A 20207-nucleotide genomic window follows, 5' to 3' on the forward strand; every position below is an offset into this window, starting at 1 on the left:
GTAAGTTCGCGCACGAAAAAAAGGGCAGCCCATATCACTTATGGGACACCCTCATTTCCTCTCGCTTATCGCGCATCTTCGACTGGGCCTTGTCGTGCTCCCACTTCTCGATCCAACCACCGATCCGAACGAATCCGAAGATAACCGCGATCGTGAACAGCACGATCCCGTAGAAGCCGGCTCCAATGCCGATGCCGACACCCCCGGCGAAGAGGATCATCGCCGCGGAGGTCAGGCCTTTCACTTCGAACCCCGACTTCATGATCAATCCTGCCCCGAGAAAGCCGAGCCCGGTCACGATCTGCGCGGCAAGGCGCATTGGATCCATCATTGTCCGATCGTGAAGCACGCTGTACTTGTCGACGCTTTCCAGCGAGACAATCGTGATCAACGCGCAGGCGACCGTCACGAACGTAAACGTTTTAACGCCGGCGGGCTTACTCTTGTGCGTCCGGTCGAACCCGATGAGCAGTCCTAGTGCCGCGCTGATCAAAATGCGAAAATAAACTTCATGCTCTCCGAAAAATTCGGAAACGAACCGCTCTAAATGCTCCATGAAAGGACAACCCCTCTTGGTGCTACTAATAGTGAATGCTTAAAATCAGAGGGTCGGCCGCCCTAATCGCCGTTCCCGGACGTACGGACCGGCGAGCAGGACTCCCTGATGTTGATCCGGCTGCTGACGATCCACTCTCGCTCGTACTCGCCTTCGACAATGCCTAGCCGGTGCAGCAGCAGCTTGACAGCCTGCGACCCTAGCTCGGACGGCACCAGGTCCATGCTCGTCAGCGCAGGCGAAGTTCGGTACATCAGCTCCAAATCTCCGCAGACGACGAACAATGAGACGTCTTCGGGTACGCGAAGTCCCGCGTCCTTGATCGCGTTCATCGCGCAATAGGCGGTCCGGTCGTCATCCGCGATGATCGCCGTCGGTTTAGTGCTTCCGCCCAGCGCGCGTACCGTCTCCTCATAGCCGTAATCCAAATAGTGCTCGGAATGGATGGGCGGCTTGTAATGAACGCTGCAAGAGTCGAACGGGATGTCCTTCTCGCCCAGCACCTTCTCGAACGCCTTTGTCCGAACTGTCGCGACGGTCGTTTGCTCCGCGGCGTTCAGGAACGTCATATGTCGATGGCCCAAGCCGGTCAGATAGCCGACGATGTCCCGCATGATGACTTCGTTATCGTTATTGACCGTCAAAGGATCCGTAACTTGCGAATTCAGGATTTTGCCGACGGTGACGAAAGGAATCTTGTTCTGGTGCAGCATGTCGATCCGTTCGTCCTCTTCCGTCGGGCCGAGCACGATGGCTCCGTCGATCGGGTAGCTGGCAAGCGAAGGGGTGTCGATCTCCCGGTCCGCGATCATATCCAGCAACACCCGATAGCCGAACGTAGAAGCTTCCAAGACGACTCCGTTGATGAATTGGGTATGGAACGCGCTGAAAAAGAAGTTGCCGTGCGGAATCGTCAGCCCGATCGCCATCGTCTTCTTCGTGACGAGGCTTCGAGCGATATGATTCGGCACATAATTCAATTCGCGGGAAGCCCGCAACACCTTCTCCGTGACTTGCTTGCTCGTCGGTCTCTTCTGGCTGAACACGTTGGAAACCGTGCCCTTGGAGACGCCCGCGGCGCGGGCGACGTCGTCGATCTTGGCCATGAAACGGTATGCATCCTTTCTGCTTGCGTCAGCCTGAGTATTCGTCTGCTACGAGTTGCCCAACCGCGATCAGCTTGCGTCCGCGATCTCTTGATTCAACCGTTCCGCCAGTTCGACGAGATCCATCGGATTGTCGATCGTGTATGAAGGCATTTCCGATTCGTCCGCAGGCGTCTTCGGATACCGCGGCGTCCATCTGAGAAAGACGCTCCGGATGCCGAGCCGGTTCGCTCCCTTCATATCCCGGCTCAGGTTGTTCCCGACCATGATAATGTTCGGGATGTCCGCTTCGGTCAGCTCCATCGCCCCGAGCGCCGCCTTGAACATGCGTGCGCTTGGCTTGAACGCCTTGATCGTCTCTGAATAGATCAACGTCTCGAAATAGTCGATCAACCCATTGCTCGTCAACAGGTTCTTGAACGATTGCGCCGTGCCGTCGGCCACGATGGCCAGCCGGTAGCCGCGCTCGGCCAGCGTCTTCACCGCAACGTCCGCTCCTGGAATGACGCTGCCAGAGATCACCGTTCCCTCGTCGTCCCGAATTTCGGTTCCCTCGTCGATGATCGTATCTCCGCAATCCATGAATATAATCAGTTTTTTAGGCTCGTTTGGCTTCATTGGCTTGGACTCCCTTCAAGTTTAACTCTCCGGCGTAATGGCAAGCCGAGAAATGCCCATTGTCGACTTCGCGCAACTCCGGCACCTGCTGAACGCATTTGTCCGTCCGATACGCGCATCTCGGATGGAAGTGGCAGCCGCTCGGCGGGTTGGCCGGGTTAGGCACTTCCCCTTCCAGGATGATCCGATCCTTCTTCCGCTCGGGATCGGGCTGGGGCACGGCGGACATGAGCGCCTCGGTGTACGGGTGCAACGGACGGGAGAACATCGCTTCCGACGGAGCGAGCTCAACGACCTTGCCCAAGTGCATGACCGCGACGCGATCCGATATGTTCTGAACGATTGATAAGTCATGTGAGATGAAAATGTACGTAATCTTGAAGCTTTCCTGCAAGTCCTTTAGCAGATTGATGATCTGGGCCTGGATCGACACGTCGAGGGCGGATACCGCCTCGTCGCAGACGATCAGCCGAGGCTGCATGATGAGCGCCCGCGCGATCGCGATACGCTGCCGCTGCCCGCCGGAGAACGCGTGCGGGTAACGCCGCAAATAGCTGACATTCAGACCGGTCTGGCTTGCGATCTCCGCGACCTTCTCCTCGATCTCCGACTTCTTCAGCTTGAAGTTGGCGACAAGCGGCTCCGCGATAATGTCGAACACGCTCATTCTCGGGCTAAGCGAGGAATACGGATCCTGGAAAATCATCTGAATATCCTTGCGCAGCTTCTTTGCTTCCTTGCCCTTCAATTTCAGGAAATCGACGGTGTCGCCTTCTTCCGTCATGTAGTTCACTTCACCGGAGGAAGCGGAAATTCCTTTCACGATGCAGCGACCGAGCGTCGTCTTGCCGCAGCCCGATTCCCCTACGATACTGAGCGTCTCCCCTTCGTACAGCTGGAAGGAGATATCCTGCAGCACCTGTACGCGGGTTGGTTTGCCCCATAACGTTTTCTTGGATTTCACTTCGAAGCTTTTGTTCAGGCTGACGACATCGAGAATGGGCTTGCTCATTGTGCTTCTCCTCTCTGCTGGTCCGAATACAGAAAACATCTCACCGAATGATCGTCGGAGATGCGAGTCTTCGGTACCGACCGCGCGTTGCAGACGCCTTCTATCCGGTCCGTGCAACGTTCGTAGAACCCGCACATCGGAGGCATATCGATCGGCATCGGCACGGAGCCTTCGATCGAATCGAGCCGAACACTCTTCTCTCCGCCCAGTCTTGGCATCGACTTAAGCAGCCCTTTCGTGTACGGATGCTTCGGATTGTAGAAAATTTCTCTCACCGGTGCCTGTTCGACGATCTTGCCGAGGTACATAACCGCCACTTCGTCGCACATCTCCGCAATAATACCCAGGTCGTGCGTCACGAGCAGGATGGCCATGCCGAATTCGCGCTGCAGCGACTGCATCAACTCTAACACCTGGGCTTGGATAGTCACGTCGAGAGCCGTCGTCGGCTCGTCGGCGATGAGCAGCTCCGGATTGCAGGAGAGCGCCATGGCGATCATCGCCCGCTGCCTCATCCCGCCGGAAAATTCGTGCGGATATTGGTCAAATCGCTTCTCCTGGTCCGATATGCCGACTTTTCCGAGCATCTCCAGCGCGATTTTTTTCGCTTCCTTCTTGTTCTTGGTTCGGTGGATCCGGATCATCTCCACCATCTGGTTGCCAATCGTATACATCGGCGAGAATGCGGTCATCGGCTCCTGGAAGATCATCGCGATCTTGTTGCCGCGGATCGAACGGATTCGCTTGCCCTTCGGATCGAGGGACAACAGGTCGATTGGATCGCTCGCGCTGCCCTCGGACGCCAAATCGTACTTAATCACTCCCGTCGTCTCGCACTCCTTCGGATTGATGCCGATGATGGCCCGGCTCGTCAAGCTCTTGCCGCAGCCGGACTCGCCGACCAGTCCGAGCGTCTTGCCCTTCTTAATCTCGAAATCGACTCCGTCGACCGCCTGCATGACGCCGTTGTCCATCTGAATGCGAATTTTCAGATCCTGCACGGACAGCAGCGGTTGCCCGTCGTCGGCTTTGCATGCGGCTTGCGCCGTTTGTGTCGTCATGCTATCCCCTCGCTTGTTCTAAAATCGGCTATTTCTTGTACGGATCGGCGGCGTCCCGAAGTCCGTCGCCCAGGAAGTTGTAAGCGAGAACGGTCAGAACGACGATGCCTAGCGGAATGAGCTTCCACGGATAGAGCGCCACGTTCTCAACCTTCTGCGCTTCCTGAAGCAGTACTCCCCAGCTCGTCGCCGGCGAACGAATCCCAAGACCCAGGAAGCTCATCGCCGTTTCCGAGAGAATCATATTGGGGATCGCGAGCGTTGTCGCCACGACTAGATAACTCATAAAACCGGGCAGCAAGTGCTTCACGATGATTTTCGTATTGCCGACGCCGGCGATTTTCGCCGCGACGACGTAGTCCTCGTTCTTGAGCGAGATGAACTTGCCTCGAACGACGCGCGCCAGGTCGGTCCAGCCGATAAGCGCGAAGATGATGACGATGTACAAATACATAGTCACGACCGGAACCCGAGGCGGAATAGCCGCGGAAAGCGCCATCCAGAGCGGCAGCGTTGGGAACGAGCGGATAATCTCGATAATTCTCTGGATGATCGAATCGAGCCAGCCTCCGAAATAACCGGAAATGCCGCCGATGATGAGACCGAGCACGAAGCTGATCCCCACTCCGACAAGCGGAATGCTGAGCGAGATTTGGCTTCCGAGCACGATCCGGGAGAACATATCCCTACCCATGGCGTCCGTGCCGAACATAAACAGTCGTCCGGGCTGCTCTACGCCGAATAGGTGAAGTTTCGTCTTGAACATGCCGAGGAACTTGTATTCCTCGCCTTGGACGAACCATTTCAAAGCGTAACGCTTCTCCGTGTCCGAGACGAAAATTTTGCGCATCGTATCCGGGTCTCGAGCTGACTTGAGCTCGTAGACGAACGGCCGAAGATGGAACTTGCCGTCCGCATCCACGAACCGCAGCGTCATCGGAGGCGCGTTCACGTACTTGCTGTCGTAGCTTTGCAAGCTGTACGGTGCTATGAATTGGGCGAACAAAGCGACGAAATATAGAACGCCCAATACGATCAGGCTGATTCGCGCCAACTTGTGCCTCTTGAATTTCATATAGATGAGTTTCCACTGCGAGCTGTAATTGATGTCTTTGGCCGCGCTCTCAAGGAAAGCTTCCGTCTTGGCTCTTTTGAATATAGGTAAAGTTCTCATCTCTAGTTACCTCTGAACTCTGTGCGGATTTTGGGATCGAGCCAGGCCAGCAAAATGTCCGAGATCAACGTTCCCAACACGGTTAGCAAAGCCATGAAGAGCAGCCAGGATCCGGCCAAATACATATCCTGACCAAGCAACGCTTTATACATGACAGGCCCCTGTATAGGCAGGTTCAATACGATAGCGGTAATCGTCGAGCCGGTGAATATGGAGGACAGCGACCAGCCGAACGTGCTGACGATCGGATTAAGTGCCGCTCGCGTCGGATACTTGAACAAAATTTTCGTTTCGGACAACCCTTTGGATCTTGCGGTAACGACGTTCGGTTTGTTCAATTCGTCCAGCATCTGTCCCCTCATGACGCGGATGAGGTCCGCCGTGCTGGCGAGACCAATGACGATGACTGGAATGACGAGATGCTTGAGCAAATCGACGACTTTGTCCCATGACCAAGCCGCGTTGACGTATTCGTCGGAAAATAGGCCGAGCAGCGGATCTCCGAACCACGTGTAGGAAAAGTACATCAAAATGATCGCGAGCAGAAAGTTCGGCGTTGCCATGCCCAGAAAGCTTAGGCCGGAGAAAAAGTAATCTCCCGCGGAATATTGCTTAACCGCCGTGTAGATTCCGATCGGAATCGCCACGAGGTATTGGAAAAGCATCGTCACGATAGAGACGACGAGCGTCAGTCCCATGTACTGCTTGACGACGTCGATAACCGGCTTGTTGTAGTTGAAAGAATAGCCGAAGTCGCCTTCGAACACGATTTTCTTGATCCATATCGCGTATTGCTCGTAGACCGGCCGGTCCAAACCGAGATTCGCCCGCATCTGGTCCATATCATCCTGCGTCATGATCTCGCCGGCCGCCGTCATCTGAGCGGAGTAGCTGGAGACGTAGTCGCCCGGAGGCAGTTGGATGATATAGAACACGATGAAGGAGATGAAAATGACGACGGGTATCGCCATTACGATCCGCTTAATTGAATATTGGAGCATGCATACCCAATCCTCTCCATTGCTGTTGGACCCCGTATCCGGAAACCGGCAACGGGGGAAGCTCTTTCCCCCGTCTCCGGCCCGTTGCAAGACATGCCTTATTGCTTAAGGAAAAATTGCGCCGGATGCGCGTGACCTACCGTGCGGTATTCGTCGGCCCATACGAGGCCTTCCGGAATGTTGCGCAGCTTGTTCGATGCGACCAGCAGCATCGGCGTCGGGCCGGCGTAGCCGATGACCCATTGGTTCTTCATGTGCAGCTTGTAGATTTCGTTCGCGAGTTGATCGATCTCTTCCTTGCTCTTGCTTGCCTTGATTTTGTTCCAGTTGTCGAGGATTGCCGCCACGTCGCCTTCCGGTTTCACGCCTTCCGTACCACCTGATTGGGTATACAGGCCGTAGTGACCGAACCAAGGTGTAATGATGCGCAGCGGAACCATCGTGTCCGGACGGAAAGCCACGTTCGCGACGGAGATGTTCTCCGTATGGATCGGCACTTCGTTCGCGTACTTCAGGTCGAAGAGCGCGCCGCCTTCCACCATCTTCACGTTCATTTTCAGGCCCATATCTTCGTAGTACTTCTTAAGCAACTCGAGGAACGCGCTCTTATTCGTATCGGATTCGAACACGGTCAGCGTCAAGTCGGAGCCGTCCGGGAACATGCGGAAGTTGTTCTTGTCGCGTTTCGTCAGACCGATCTCGTCGAGCAACTGATTGGCACGTTCCGGTTCGAACTCGGCCCAATGCTGTGCCCAGCCTTCCTGATAGCCGATAACGCCTTCCGGAACGGAAGCCTGGATCGGCTCGCCCAAGCCGCTCGTGACGATGTCCGTTACGACCTGACGGTTAACGCCGATCGAGAGCGCCTCTCTAAAGCGGATGTCCTGGAACAGCTTACTCAGGTTCGGATCTTTCGTCGTTTGGTTCAATTGGACGCCCGCGCTGGACCAGGTCGGCTGTGTCCAAGGGATGACGCGGAAGTCGCCTTTTTTCTCGTTTTCCTTTAAGACCGTGAAGTTCGCAGTGTCGAACGTCGCGAAGTTGTATTTGCCGGCCAGCGTGCCTAGCAGCTGTTGGCTCGGATCCTGGATTTGGTTCTCGATGATACGGTCCATATAAGGCAGTTGGTTGCCTTCGGAGTCCGTTTTCCAGTAGTACGGGTTACGCTCCATGACGAATTGCTCGCTGTTTGCGTCTGTCTTAGCTACCCAAGCAGCTAGCGTCGGGATTTCGGGATGCAGCCAGAAGTAGTAGCCCGTCTCGACGAGGAACTGCTTCGGATCTTCATAGCCCCATTGCTTCGTGATTTCGAGCGTCTTGGCGTCGCCGACGAATTCCGGCAGGATCGTCTTATGGAAATGCGCTGGAGCGAAAAACCATTTGTTGTCGATCGCGACGCGCTCGAGGAACTGAACGCTCGGGTATTTGTGCGTCACGGTAAACGTGTAGTCGTCCACTTTCTTCACTTCGGCAAGCGCTTTGTCGCCGGTAACCGGATCAACCGAATAGTAAGCGTCATAGATCTTCTTGCCGAACGTTTCCTTTGTCAGCATATGCTCCCAGTAAAACAGGACGTCGTCGGCCGTGAACGGCATGCCGTCGGACCATTTCATGCCTTCGCGCAGATGAATCGTGAAGACGGTGGAATCATCGTTGACTTCGTAGCCCTTCGCGACGTTTGGTTCGACAGCTTTGCCTTCCTTATTGAAACGGAAGAGCGCTTCTTCGTTTATCATACCGACGCCCCATTTATCGGCAGGGCCCTTCCAAGACATGTTCCAATCGCCGCCGAATTGGCCGATTTCTTCTACAACAGGCTCGATCATAATGTCGGATGCGACCGGCAGACGTTCTTCGAGCGGAGGAAGCTTGCCGGCTTTCACGAGCTCGGCCAGCATCGGCGCTTCCTTGCCGCCGCCCGCTTCGCCGGGAGCGACCGCCGCTTCCTTCGGCTTTTGAGATTCTACCGCTTTCGATTCTTTGCTGGTCTCGGCGTTGTTTCCCCCGAAGCACCCTGTTACGAATACGACCATGCTCACAAGCGCAATCATGAACCCTCTACTTCTTTTCAAGAGAACCCCTCCATGAATAAATTGAGATTGGCTAATCTTTCCTTTCCCACTTGCGCATTGCCTTTCTAGCCGATCCGTCTCACCTCCCCAATGGAGTTAAACCGGTTTAACAGAACACGTCGCGCGATCGCGTATTGTCCCATTCAGCTTAACCTTCGATTGTTAAACCGGTTTAATATGGATGTAAAATTTAGCATGACTTTTCTTTACAGATCCCAAGTTACGCTATGTAAACGCTTGCTGTAAGCGCTTTATAAATTGGCTGAAATACACGTGTAACTTATGCGCCGTTTTAAGCTTCGAGTGTCGGCTTCCCCGTCGACTCCCGAACGATCAGCTCGGGGGACATGACGATCCGTTGGCGGATCGCATCGTCTCCATCCGCGTCCTTGATGAGCAGCCCGAATGCCAGCTTTACCATCTGGTCCATCGGCTGGGCGATCGTCGTGAGCGCCGGATTGGTCACCGTCGACAGGATCGTGTCGTCGAAGCCGATAATAGACAGCTGCTCCGGAACCCGGATCCCCGCTTCCTTGGCGGCTTGCAGGGCGCCGATGGCGAGAATGTCATTGACGCAGAATATCGCGGTCGGCCGTTCAGTCGCTTGCAGCAGTGTCTCGGCCGCTTTTTTCCCCGCCTTGATACTGGAATCGCTCGAGACGATGCTGCCGTCTTCAAGCCCGATTCCCTTCTCGAACAACGCGAAGCGGAAACCTCTAACCCGTTCGATGCTGCTGCTGACTTCGAAATTTTCCGAGACGATCGCCATACGCCGGTGGCCGAGCTCGAGCAGGTGCTCCGCCGCGAGTGTGCCGCCCTTGAAGTCGTCCGTCAGCACGCTGTGCGCCGAGACATCAGCCGATTCCCGCGCGATCATGACGATCGGAACGGACTTCTCGGCCAACTGCGTGAGCAACTCTCCGTTTTCCATGCCGGTCCCGATCAAAATGCCATCGACGCTTTTCTGCTCGAGCAGCCGCAAGTACTTCTCCACCCGCTCGTTCCGATTGTCCGTGCTGCAGACGATGACGCTATACCCTTCCGAATGGGCCAGATCTTCCACGGTCCTTGCGATCTCGGAGAAGAAGGGGTTGGAGACGTCCGGAATGAGCAAGCCGAGCGTGTACGTCTTCTTTCCCATCAGAGCGGAGGCGATGACGCTGGGCTGGTATTGCAGCCTCTCCATCACTTTGAAGATTTCGTCCCGCTTTTTCTTGCTGACCTTGCCCTTCCCGTTTATCGCGTTCGAGACGGTCGCGATGGACACGCCCGCTTCCTTGGCGACGTCATAGATCGTGGTTGTTTTCATAGCCATCCTCATTCATCTTCGGATATAGGTTCTTTCTGGTCATTATCCGACGATTCTTCTTACAATGCAAGACGGAATTCGTTACTTGGCCGGTACTTGCCCGGCTTTCGCGATCCACTCGTGATCCGGATCGTTCCGGAATTTCCAGGTGCGGGTCGGACCGGCCATGACGTTCAAGTAATAGACTTGATACCCTGGCGGAGCCGACACGGGATGATAGCCTTCCGGTACGAGTACGACTTCGCCGTCCTTGACGGCCAGCGTCTCGTCGAGGGAACGGTCATCCGTGTAGACGCGCTGAATCGCGAACCCTTGCTCGGGCTCAACCCGGTAGTAGTACGTCTCTTCGAGCAGCGATTCCTCGGGAAGCGCGTCCTTGTCGTGCTTGTGCGGCGGATAGCTGGACCAATGGCCCGCGGGCGTGAACACTTCGACGACGAGCAGGCTGTCGGCAGGCTGCTGTTCGGGCAAAATGTTGTGAATGAAGCGCTGCGTCGTTCCCTGCCCACGAACTTCTACGCCGATCTGCTCGGGCAGAATGAGGCGGGCGGCGTGATTGCCGTAGCCCGGTGCTTGACATACCGCGAGCTCCAGCTCGGTGATCGCCTCGACCTCGTACCGGTCGCCGTTCGGAACGTAGACTGCGGACGGCGGCTTCCCTTCGAACACGCTCATCCGCTGCCCGACGTCACGCCACTCCCGGTTGGACGTCTTGACGTGCGCTTTGCCCGCGACCAGCACAAGGCAGACTTCGTTCGACTCCGTCGACCGGATTAACTTCTCCCCGGCCTTCAGCCGGTAAGTCTCGAATCCGACGTACTTCCAACCCGCCGATTCAGGTGAGACGGACACCATAGGCGTCGCGCCGTCGGCCGGCTTCCCAGGGCTTACGATCAAACGGCTCAAAAGCAGCATCTCCTTTCGCTTACATGATTTCCGATAGTTTCACCGGACGGTTCTTCTGCAGGCTCATTTTCGCGGCTAACGCGATCCGTTCCGCCGCCAGGCCGTCGTTACCGTCAACCGGCGCCAAGTTTCCTTGCAGCAAGCAATCGACGAAGCTTTCCGTCTCCGCGAAGTAAGCGGCTTCGTAGCGTTCGAGGAAGAAGTGCAACGGCTTGTCGCTCCAGACGCCGCTCTCCGTGCTGAGCACGGCCGTGCTCGGGTGATCGTTAGCCGAAGCCGCGCTGCCTTTCGAACCGAACACCTCGGCTCTCTGATCGTAGCCGTAGGAGGCCTTGCGGCTGCAGTCGATGACGCCGAGCGCTCCTCCTTCGAATCGCAGCGTGACGATCGCCGTGTCCACGTCGCCGTGCTTGCCGAATACAGGGTCGATTAGGACGCCGCCTTGGGCGTATACTTCTTCGACCTCAAGCCCGGACAGAAACCTCGCCATGTCGAAATCATGGATCATCATGTCCATGAACATGCCGCCCGAGCTTTCGATGTACTCTTCCGGAGGCGGCGCGGGGTCGCGGGACGTAATTTTAACGAGCTGAACGTCTCCGATCGCTCCCGCCTGCACGTGCTCGCGGATGCGCTTGTAGTTATGGTCGAACCGCCGATTAAAGCCGACTTGAAGTTTCACGCCCGCCGCCCGGACCGCCTCCAGCGCTTCCTCCGTCTGCCGGTAGTCCATGCTGATCGGTTTCTCGCAGAACACATGCTTGCCTTCCTGCGCTGCCCGTTTGATGAGCTGAACGTGCGTGTCCGTGGAAGAGCAGATGAATATGGCGTCAATGTCCGGATTCGTCAAGATGTTTTCGCTGTCTTGGGTCACCAGCGGGATGCCCCGCGATGCCGCCCATTCAAGAAGCTCATCGCCCACGTACAAGTCGCTGATAGCCGCGATCTGCGCGCGAGGGTGCCGCTTGATGTTGTCTACGTGAATTTTGCCTATTCTTCCTGCGCCGATGACGCCGATTCTGATCTTGTTGCCGATTCTGATTTTGTTCATGTAAGTTGCCATCCTCTTCTTACCAAAAGTCGTGTCCCGGTTTACCAACGGGCGGTCATCATTTTTTTGCGAGTATAGAATTCGACCCCGTCCGTTCCGTTCGCGTGAAGGTCGCCGTAGAACGACTTCTTCCAGCCGGAGAACGGGAAGAACGCCATCGGGGCCGGAACGCCCAGATTGATGCCCAGCATGCCCGCATCGATCGTCTCGCGGAATTGGCGCACGCTGCTTCCGCTGTCCGTGAACAAGCAAGCTCCGTTGGCGAACTCCGAGCGATTAGCGATCTCGATCGCTTCCTCCAGTGAATCCGCCCGCATGACGGACAGCACCGGAGCGAAAATCTCGTCCTTCCAGATCTTCATCTCGCAGCTTACGTGGTCGAAGATCGTCGGACCGACGAAGTAGCCGGTTTGCCCAGCGGCCTCGTCCTTGCGTCCGTCCCGTATGAGAACGCCGCCTTCCTGCTCACCGGACGCGATATAGCCAAGCGTGCGTTCCTTGTGCGACGAACGGATGATCGGTCCGAGGAAGACGCCTTCACTTTGACCGTTGCCGATCGTGATGGCGTCCGCCGCGGCGGACAGCCGGTTCACGAGCTCGTCGCCTATGCTTCCGACGGCGACGACGACAGCGCAGGCCATACACCGTTCGCCCGCGGAGCCAAACGCCGCGTTGAGGATTTCCTTGACCGCCAGATCTAGGTCAGCGTCCGGAAGGACGATGGAATGATTTTTCGCGCCGGCCAGCGCCTGTACTCTCTTTCCGTTCGCAGCGCCCGTCTTGTAGACGTACTCGGCGACCGGCTGCGAGCCGACGAAAGAGATCGCCTGAATGCCGGGATGCTCGAGCAGCCCGTTCACGACGTCGTGCGCGCCATGGACAATGTTTAGCACGCCGGCAGGAAGGCCTGCCTCGTGGATCAGCTCGGCCAGCCGGTTCGCGAGCAGCGGCGTCCGTTCCGATGGCTTGAGTACGAACGCGTTACCGCAGGCGATCGCCAGCGGGAACATCCAGCAAGGCACCATCATCGGGAAGTTAAACGGCGTAATACCTCCAACGACTCCGATCGGATACCGGTACATGCCGGATTCCAGGTTTGACGCGATATCGGGCAATTGCTTGCCCATGAGCAGGTTCGGCGCTCCGGCGGCGAATTCGACGCATTCGATGCCGCGCAGCACTTCCCCGTACGCTTCTCCGTAGCTTTTGCCGTTCTCTTTCGTAATGAGCCGGGCCAGCTCTTCCCAGTGCTTGACGAGAAGCTGCTGGTACTTGAATAAAATTCTCGCTCGTCGCGGAACCGGCGTACGGCTCCAGGTCGCGAAGGCTTGCTTGGCGGCCCGGACCGCCGTATCGACGTCTCCCGCCGGGGACAGCGGCACGCGGGCGACGATCTCTTCCGTCGCCGGATTGTAAACGTTCTCGTAAGCAGAAGCGGAAGATTCGATCCATTCGCCTCCGATCCAGTTTTTCAGCGTTGCGGTCACACGGTTCCCTCTTTTCCGTAAGTTGCTCTTGCTCGCCGTCGTTAGTTGGCCGTAATCTCGCCGCGAGCGCACTGTTCGATGTAGTCGTCGACTTGCGAAACCGTCGGCATCGCGTCGGAGCAGCTGTGACTGGAGATGACGATGCAAGCGGCGGCGCTTCCGTATTCCATGCTCTTGCCGATCGTCCAGCCGCTCATTAGCCCGTGCAGGAAGCCCGCTGCGTAGGAATCGCCAGCCCCGAACGTTTTGACCACCTTCGCCGGGAACGACCGAGCGCGATGTTCTCCACCGTCCGCGCTGTAAGCGATGGAGCCCTCCTTGCCGTGCTTGATGATGACAATGTCTGCCGAGTGGCCAAACCATTTCGATGCGGTATAGCGGTCGCTTCGATCCGGATTGTGCTCGAACTTCTCGGTACAGTCGAATTCTTCTCTCGTGCCGATCAGAATGTCGCTCTTCTCGGCCACCAGGTTGTAGTACGTTGCCGTCTCCTCTTCCGACTTCCACGTGTACGGCCGGTAATCGAGATCAAACGCGACGATCGTGCCATGCCTGCGCGCGTAGTCGACGGCCAGAAGCACTGCTTCCCGGGAAGGGCTGGCGGCGAGCGCCGTGCCGGAGACGAGCAGCACCTTGCTGCTCGCGATCAGCTCTTCGTCCACTTCCGACGGACTGAGCTTCAAGTCGGCGACGTTGTCCCGGTACATTAGAATACTGCAGTCTGTCGGGCTCATGATTTCGGTAAAAGCAAGCCCCGTCACAGCCCCGGTCCGATCGTCGACGACGTTGCGGGTGTCGATGCCTTCCTTGTCCAGATAGCCGCGGATGAACCGCCCCATCTGGTCGTTGGCGATTTTACCGATAAACGCGGTCCGATGCCCTAGCCGACTCATGCCGATCGCGATGTTCGCGGGGGAACCCCCGACGTATTTCGTAAACGTCATCGTTTGCTCCATCGGCCGGTTGATTTCGTTCGCGTTCAAGTCGATGCACAGCCGACCGATGGCCGTAAAATCGAAGCTTCTGCCGATGGGAAAAGCAACGCCCGTCATGCTCTCTCGCCTTCTTTCGCTTCGAGAATGGAGACTAGGTAGCTTAGCGCCTTGGCCGCGTAAGCGCGGGCCGGGTGCTCCGCCGGATCCTGCTCGCCTTCGAGTAGCGCCCAGCCGCCGTAATTCCGTTCGATCAATTCGTTCACGATCGGGCGGAAATCGATGTGGCCGTCTCCCGGTACGGTGAATACGCCGTTGCGGATGCAGGTGACGAAGTCCCATCCGGCTTCGCGCGCCTGCGTCAGCCTGGCGAGGCGAACGTCCTTCAGATGAACGTACGCGATACGGTCGTAGTGCTTCTTGAGCAGCTCCAGCGGATCCGAGCCTCCATACAACGCATGACCGGTATCGTACAGTAGGAAAACCGCTTCCGGATCCGTTAGCGCCATCAGCTTGTCGATCTCCTCCGGGCTCTCGACGACCGTGCCGCCGTGATGGTGGTACGTCAGCTTCATGCCGAGGCCGCGGGCAATCCGGCCCGCCGCGTTCAGGCCTTCCGCCAGGGAAGCCCAGCCCGCGTCGTCCAGCCGGAGCACTTCGCGTTCGTTAGGCGTGCGGCGCGGATCGAAATGCAGCGAACCGCCGACCTCGCACGTACTGATCACGTTGCTGCCCAAGTCCTTCAGAAATTCGGCGTGCTTCCGGAACGCCTCCAATTCCCGCTCCCGGTAAGCCGGATCGGAAAACAGCACCGATTTCCATTGCGAGACCAATTGGATGTTCCGTTTGGCCAGCTCTCTTTTCAACGTCGCAACTTCGGTCGGGAACTTGCGCCCCATCTCCGTCCCGGTCAAGCCGAGCGCCTGTATGTCGTCCATAATTTCTTCGTATGTCGTGTCGTCTCCATGCTCCTTGACGTCTTCCCCGACCCAGTTGATCGGATGCACGCCCAGGCGAAAAGGAAATCGAACCATCCGCGTTTCCCCCTCTTAATAGGCTCTTGCTTGCGATTTGCGGGTTTCCATCTTCCGGTGCGCCTCGACGACCTTCGGGCTCTCGGACACTTCGGGAACGCCGACATTCCACCAGGATTCGTAGCCGTCCGTGTTCGTGCCCGCCAGCACGGATATTTCGATCAGCGTCGTTCTCGTCTCCGCCTTCGCTTGCTCCAGGGCGTTCCGCAACTCCTCCGCCGTGCTCGCCTTGTAGGCGGCCGCTCCGAGGCTGCGGGCGTGGCCCGCAAAATCGATCAGCATCGTCTCGCCAGAGTAGCGTCCCGTCGAATGCTCGCGGTATCGGAACTCGTTGCCGAAGCCGTCGCTGCCGTGGCCCCGCTGCAGGTTATGGATGCATTGGAAGCCGTGGTTATCGAACAGCAGCACGGTGAATTTCCGACCTTCCTGCAAGCTCGTGACGAGCTCGGAATGCAGCATCAGGTAGCTGCCGTCCCCGACGAACGCGTACACTTCGCGATCCGGCTCGGCCAGCGCAACGCCGAACGCTCCGCTGACCTCGTAGCCCATGCAGGAGAAGCCGTATTCCATGTGGTAGCCGCGGGAATTGCCGGTCCGCCAGACGCGTTGAAGGTCTCCGGGCAAGCTGCCCGCGGCGCAGACGATGACCGAGCTCTCGTCGATCGTCTCGTTGATGACGCCGAGCGCTCTCGTTTGGGCAAATCCGTCGCTCCGTTCGACCGCGTATAACCGGTCGACCTCGCCGTTCCATTCTCGGCGTTGCGCCGCGATCTCCCCGTCACCGTAAGAAGCAGCGTAGCCTGCTTCCGTGAGAGCCTCGCCGAGCAGCCGAATCGACTCCAAGGCGTCTCCCGCCAAAACCGTTCCGTCAAGCTTCACGGCATCCATCCGATTGACGTTCAAGTTCAGGAATCGTGCTTCCGGATGAACGAAAGCGGATTTCGACGCTGTCGTGAAGTCGGAATACCGCGTCCCGATGCCGATGATCAAATCCGCCTCGCGTGCCAGCCGGTTCGCGGTCCGGGAGCCGGTCACCCCGATGCCTCCGACGTACAGCGGATGGTTCCATGGGAGCGAGCCTTTGCCCGCTTGCGTCTCCGCGACCGGAATGCCGAACTTCTCGGCGAACGCCGCCAGCTCTTCCCCGGCGCCTGAGTATTGCACTCCGCCACCGGCGACGATAAGCGGCCGTTTCGCGCCGGTCGCGAGCCGGGTCGCCTGGCGGAGAGCCTCCGCCGTCGGAGCTTGACGGTCGACGCAGTGGACGCGCTTCTCGAAGAAGGAAGCCGGATAGTCGTAAGCTTCGGCCTGAACGTCCTGCGGAAGAGCGAGCGTCACCGCACCTGTCTCTGACGGGTCTGTGAGTACCCGCATCGCGTTCAGCGTCGCGGTCATCAGTTGCTCGGGACGGACGATCCTGTCCCAATATTTGCTCACGGGCTTGAAGCAGTCGGTCGCCGAGATCGTGTAGTCGTGGCTAGCTTCGAGCTGCTGGAGCACCGGGTCGGGTTGCCGGGAAGCGAAGTTGTCGCCGGGCAGAAGCAGCAGCGGAATCCGGTTTACTGTCGCCGTCCCGGCGGCCGTCACCATGTTTAGAGCGCCAGGGCCGATCGAGGACGTACAGGCGTAGATTTTCCTGCGCAGCGATTGTTTGGCGTAAGCGGTCGCCGCGTGCGCCATTCCTTGCTCGCTCTTGCCTTGCACGTAGACGAGGCTCCCAGGGCTGCGCTCGAGCGCCTCGCCAATGCCAGTCACGTTGCCATGGCCGAAAATGCCCATGACCCCGGTGACGAATTTCGTTTCGATACCGTCGACGGAAACGTATTGCCGATCGAGGAACCGCAGCAGGGCTTGCGCCATCGTCAAGCGAATCGTCGTCATTAGGTTATCTCCGATCTAAAATTGTTAAGCGCTTATAATGATTGCGCTTTTATAATTAGTTAATGCCATGTATAATAATAGGTAAAGCGCTTAATCAAATCATACATCGAAGCGCAGCCAAAATCAATCTACTTTTTTAGGAGGCCGTCCAAAATGACTTTATCCGCCGATTTCCCGCACCGAGAAACCGTTCTGCGACTCGCTCCGATTCTGTGCGTCGACCGGAACGAGCCTTTCGATCCGATCCGGATCGGGGTGACCGTATTCGAACAGACGGCTCTTTCTCCTTCATTCGACCGTACAGTCGTCGTTGATCCGGAGCATACGGCACTCGTCGTCGAGTACGCCGTCTACTGGGACTATGATATCCAGCACTTATACGACCTGGAGCACGTCTGGATTTACGTCGGCCATGACGGACGGATTCGCAGCTGCGAAGTCAGCTTCCACGGCCGCTACATGGTCGGGCTGATGCGCGACCACAGCAACATGACGGAGGATGGCCGGACGAAGGTGTACGTTCAGCCCGGCAAACACGCGATGGCTGCGATGGAGGAGCTGTTCCGCCTGCTTCCGAACGTGGAATCCTGCTGCCTGGAGGAAGCCGGAAAGGACGGCCTGCTCGAGCCCGAAATGTTCCGCGGAACCTTCAAAACAGGACCGGCAGACGACGCGCTATCGGAGCGGATCTTGCGCACGTTTGCCTTCCAGCCTTCATTCGAGTACGTACCGGCCGAGCTGTCGGACGACATATTCGTCTCTTGGAAGGAGCTACGTGGGGAGATCCCGGTACGCATGAATGCTTTGCTAGCCTCGTACGCTTGATCGCTCATTTGTACGCCGAAGTCGGTCCATCCGAATGTCTCTGCGCCAAGCTGCCTCTATCGGAAATGAATGGCGACGGCACCGGGGCGCGTTGTCACGATATTGTCCCTCTAAGAAAAACCGTCAGGGATAAGTTCGTTCCCTGACGGTCCTTTTGAGTATGTTCGCTCCTTTTAGCGATGTTTTTCATCGTACTTGCTACCCATCAGCGCCCCACAAGGCGGAAGAACGGTGTTTTACATCACTATTCACCCCGGAGACGAACAAAAAGAGGCGGCTCGATCCTCTTAGCGATGTTTTTCATCGTACTTGCTACCCATCAGCGCCCCACAAGGCGGAAGTACGATGTTTTTCATCACTAATTACCCCAGGAACCCAGAAAAAACGAAAAAGATGAAGACCTGCTTCACCTCCGGAAACTTATAAATATTATACTGTCAAAGAATCAGGCGCTTCGCAAAGAAGCGCCCGACTCGTTTATTCTATCCTCGGCTCCTTGACTTAGGAAGAAGCTTTCATCGTGTTGTCATATGCCGTTTGAAGAATTTCAATATAGCGGTCCAGCTTCAGGTTTTGCAGCCCTTTGACGTAGGCGTCCCAGTCTCTGTCCAGATCCTTATTCCCTGTTACGAATTGAAGCGCGTTCTGCTCGATGTAATTGCGGATGTTCGTCTGCAGCATGCTCGACTCGTCAACAGTCGCCGGATCGACCCAAAGAGCCCAGATCGGGAACAGTTCTTTAGGCTCGTGCCCTTGATAGAGCAGAGTCGCTTGGTACAACCGACGCTCATAGTTCGCCTGATCGTAGATATCCGTGCCTTGCACCCAGCTATCGCGATATTCTTTCGGCATGTAGAAGTGTCCCATGCCGCTCCAGCCGGCGTTGTGCGGCGTCTCGCCCGTCTTGGTTGGAATCGGCTTCACCACTGGCGTCACTCCTTCTCCCAAAGCTATGTCGCCCGGTGCCGGATCTTCCCAGTCGATGCCTTTCATACCGCTGCCGCCGTTCGTTTGGCCTTCCGGCGTGTACATATAGTTGGCAAGCTTTATGAGAGCCACCTTTGCCTCTTCGCTTGCTTTGTTCGTGATGACGAACTTCGCGCCAGGGGATGCCCCGCCATTGTCGTGAGTGGCCATGGAACCGCCCGGACCCGTAAGCGGAGGAACCGGATTGTAATCCGGGGAGCGAGGACCGTCCAAGTTCACGAAGATAGCCGGATGCATGCCCGCAGCTGCGCCTAGAATTTCAGCGTCCGCGTTCTCCCCGATTTTTTTGAACGCTTCCGAGTTTTGCGTGAATGCGCCCGGATCGATCAGCCCTTCGTCGTAAAGCGATTTGACATAAGCCAAGCCCGCTTTCCATTCCGGCTTGATCGCGGCGGATTCCACCTTGCCGTTCGTGAAATTCAAATAGTTGCGATCGTCGTTATAGACGAACGGATTCATCAGGAACGGCAGGACTCGAACGCCGAAATCCTCCGTGGAGCCGCTCAACGCCACCTCGTCCGGTTTGCCGTTGCCGTTCGGGTCCTGAGTCTTGAATGCCTTCAGCACGTTCTTGAATTCTTCCGGCGTCGTCGGCATTTGCAGGTTCAGCTTTTCAAGCCATTTTGTATTGATCCACATCTTGTTCGGATAAGAACAGTGGAAGCATTGCGTATAAGCACCCAGACCGTAAATATTGCCGTCGGGAGCCGTATTCAACGTTCGCAGATCGATGTTGCTTTCCATTGCCGCCTTGATGTTCGGCGCGTATTGGTCGATCAGATCGTTCAGCGGCACGATGACGCCTTGTTTACCGAATTTCAGCAGATCGGCTTGCGAGAATTGATCATAGTAGTGCGTCAAAATATAAGCATCCGGATAATCCCCGCTGGCAAGGGAGATTTGGCGCTTTTCTTTGGCGCCGTCGGACGGAATTGTCTCGAACTTGAATTTGATATTGAACATTTCTTCGGCGAATTTCGTGAACTTGTTGGTCGCCAGGTCGATGCCTTGCTCCTGGACGGCAAAAACGCTAATCTCCACAGGTTTGGACGGATTTTCCGACGGAGCCGAAGCGCCTTGAGAAGGCGAACTGTTGGTTCCGGAATTGCCTTTGTTGCCCCCCGAACAGGCTGCGAGCAAGAGGCTAAACACGAGTAAGACCGATAACAGACTCCATGCCGTTTTTTTCATTTCG

The 20207-nt window shown here is 56.9% G+C and carries 17 protein-coding genes; 1 reads left to right on the forward strand and 16 read right to left on the reverse strand.

What is annotated here, in order from left to right:
• Positions 1–34 precede the first annotated feature (34 nt).
• The 15 genes from FPZ45_RS20875 to iolD form a co-directional block, all read right to left on the reverse strand.
• Complete coding sequence (locus FPZ45_RS20875; protein WP_144706136.1) at positions 35–556, reverse strand: MgtC/SapB family protein; 522 nt, start codon at positions 554–556, stop codon at positions 35–37.
• A gap of 62 nt (positions 557–618) precedes the next feature.
• On the reverse strand, positions 619–1662 hold the full coding sequence (locus FPZ45_RS20880) for a LacI family DNA-binding transcriptional regulator (protein WP_144706138.1): 1044 nt from the start codon (positions 1660–1662) through the stop codon (positions 619–621).
• A 69-nt stretch (positions 1663–1731) separates the two neighbouring features.
• Positions 1732–2280 (reverse strand): HAD family hydrolase, encoded by a 549-nt coding sequence (locus FPZ45_RS20885; protein ID WP_144706140.1) that lies wholly within the window; start codon positions 2278–2280, stop codon positions 1732–1734.
• On the reverse strand, positions 2261–3292 hold the full coding sequence (locus FPZ45_RS20890; protein ID WP_144706142.1) for an ABC transporter ATP-binding protein: 1032 nt from the start codon (positions 3290–3292) through the stop codon (positions 2261–2263). The genes FPZ45_RS20885 and FPZ45_RS20890 overlap by 20 nt, the downstream gene beginning before the upstream one ends.
• Positions 3289–4353 (reverse strand): ABC transporter ATP-binding protein, encoded by a 1065-nt coding sequence (locus FPZ45_RS20895; RefSeq protein ID WP_144706144.1) that lies wholly within the window; start codon positions 4351–4353, stop codon positions 3289–3291. The genes FPZ45_RS20890 and FPZ45_RS20895 overlap by 4 nt, the downstream gene beginning before the upstream one ends.
• A 28-nt stretch (positions 4354–4381) precedes the next feature.
• Positions 4382–5527 (reverse strand): ABC transporter permease, encoded by a 1146-nt coding sequence (locus tag FPZ45_RS20900; RefSeq protein ID WP_144706146.1) that lies wholly within the window; start codon positions 5525–5527, stop codon positions 4382–4384.
• Positions 5528–5529: 2 nt separating this feature from the next.
• Complete coding sequence (locus FPZ45_RS20905; protein WP_144706148.1) at positions 5530–6528, reverse strand: ABC transporter permease; 999 nt, start codon at positions 6526–6528, stop codon at positions 5530–5532.
• Positions 6529–6626: 98 nt separating this feature from the next.
• The gene (locus tag FPZ45_RS20910; protein WP_246120532.1) at positions 6627–8600 is read right to left on the reverse strand and encodes an ABC transporter substrate-binding protein; all 1974 of its coding nucleotides are present in this window, start codon (positions 8598–8600) and stop codon (positions 6627–6629) included.
• 292 nt (positions 8601–8892) lie between these two features.
• Positions 8893–9909 (reverse strand): LacI family DNA-binding transcriptional regulator, encoded by a 1017-nt coding sequence (locus FPZ45_RS20915; RefSeq protein WP_144706150.1) that lies wholly within the window; start codon positions 9907–9909, stop codon positions 8893–8895.
• Between the two features lie 81 nt (positions 9910–9990).
• Positions 9991–10815, reverse strand: coding sequence for a 5-deoxy-glucuronate isomerase (gene iolB / locus FPZ45_RS20920; protein ID WP_144706152.1), 825 nt, complete (start codon positions 10813–10815; stop codon positions 9991–9993).
• A gap of 19 nt (positions 10816–10834) precedes the next feature.
• Entirely contained in the window at positions 10835–11866 is a 1032-nt protein-coding gene (gene iolG, locus FPZ45_RS20925) for an inositol 2-dehydrogenase (RefSeq protein ID WP_144706154.1), read from the reverse strand.
• A 41-nt stretch (positions 11867–11907) separates the two neighbouring features.
• Positions 11908–13353 carry a CoA-acylating methylmalonate-semialdehyde dehydrogenase gene (locus tag FPZ45_RS20930; protein ID WP_144706155.1) on the reverse strand — a complete coding sequence of 482 codons (1446 nt, stop codon included), beginning with the start codon at positions 13351–13353 and terminating at the stop codon, positions 11908–11910.
• 41 nt (positions 13354–13394) lie between these two features.
• On the reverse strand, positions 13395–14405 hold the full coding sequence (gene iolC / locus FPZ45_RS20935; protein ID WP_144706157.1) for a 5-dehydro-2-deoxygluconokinase: 1011 nt from the start codon (positions 14403–14405) through the stop codon (positions 13395–13397).
• Positions 14402–15319, reverse strand: coding sequence for a myo-inosose-2 dehydratase (gene iolE / locus FPZ45_RS20940; protein ID WP_144706159.1), 918 nt, complete (start codon positions 15317–15319; stop codon positions 14402–14404). Before iolE ends, iolC begins: the two co-directional genes overlap by 4 nt.
• 15 nt (positions 15320–15334) lie before the next feature.
• On the reverse strand, positions 15335–17200 hold the full coding sequence (gene iolD, locus FPZ45_RS20945; protein ID WP_144706161.1) for a 3D-(3,5/4)-trihydroxycyclohexane-1,2-dione acylhydrolase (decyclizing): 1866 nt from the start codon (positions 17198–17200) through the stop codon (positions 15335–15337).
• Between the two features lie 153 nt (positions 17201–17353).
• Here iolD and FPZ45_RS20950 point away from each other — a divergent pair, with 153 nt between their 5' ends.
• Positions 17354–18025, forward strand: coding sequence for a hypothetical protein (locus tag FPZ45_RS20950; protein WP_144706163.1), 672 nt, complete (start codon positions 17354–17356; stop codon positions 18023–18025).
• 501 nt (positions 18026–18526) lie between these two features.
• Here FPZ45_RS20950 and FPZ45_RS20955 read toward each other — a convergent pair.
• On the reverse strand, positions 18527–20203 hold the full coding sequence (locus FPZ45_RS20955) for an extracellular solute-binding protein (protein WP_144706164.1): 1677 nt from the start codon (positions 20201–20203) through the stop codon (positions 18527–18529).
• Between the last annotated feature and the right edge of the window lie 4 nt (positions 20204–20207).

Source organism: Cohnella terricola, from assembly GCF_007786475.1.
Classification (GTDB): Bacteria; Bacillota; Bacilli; order Paenibacillales; family Paenibacillaceae; genus Cohnella; species Cohnella terricola.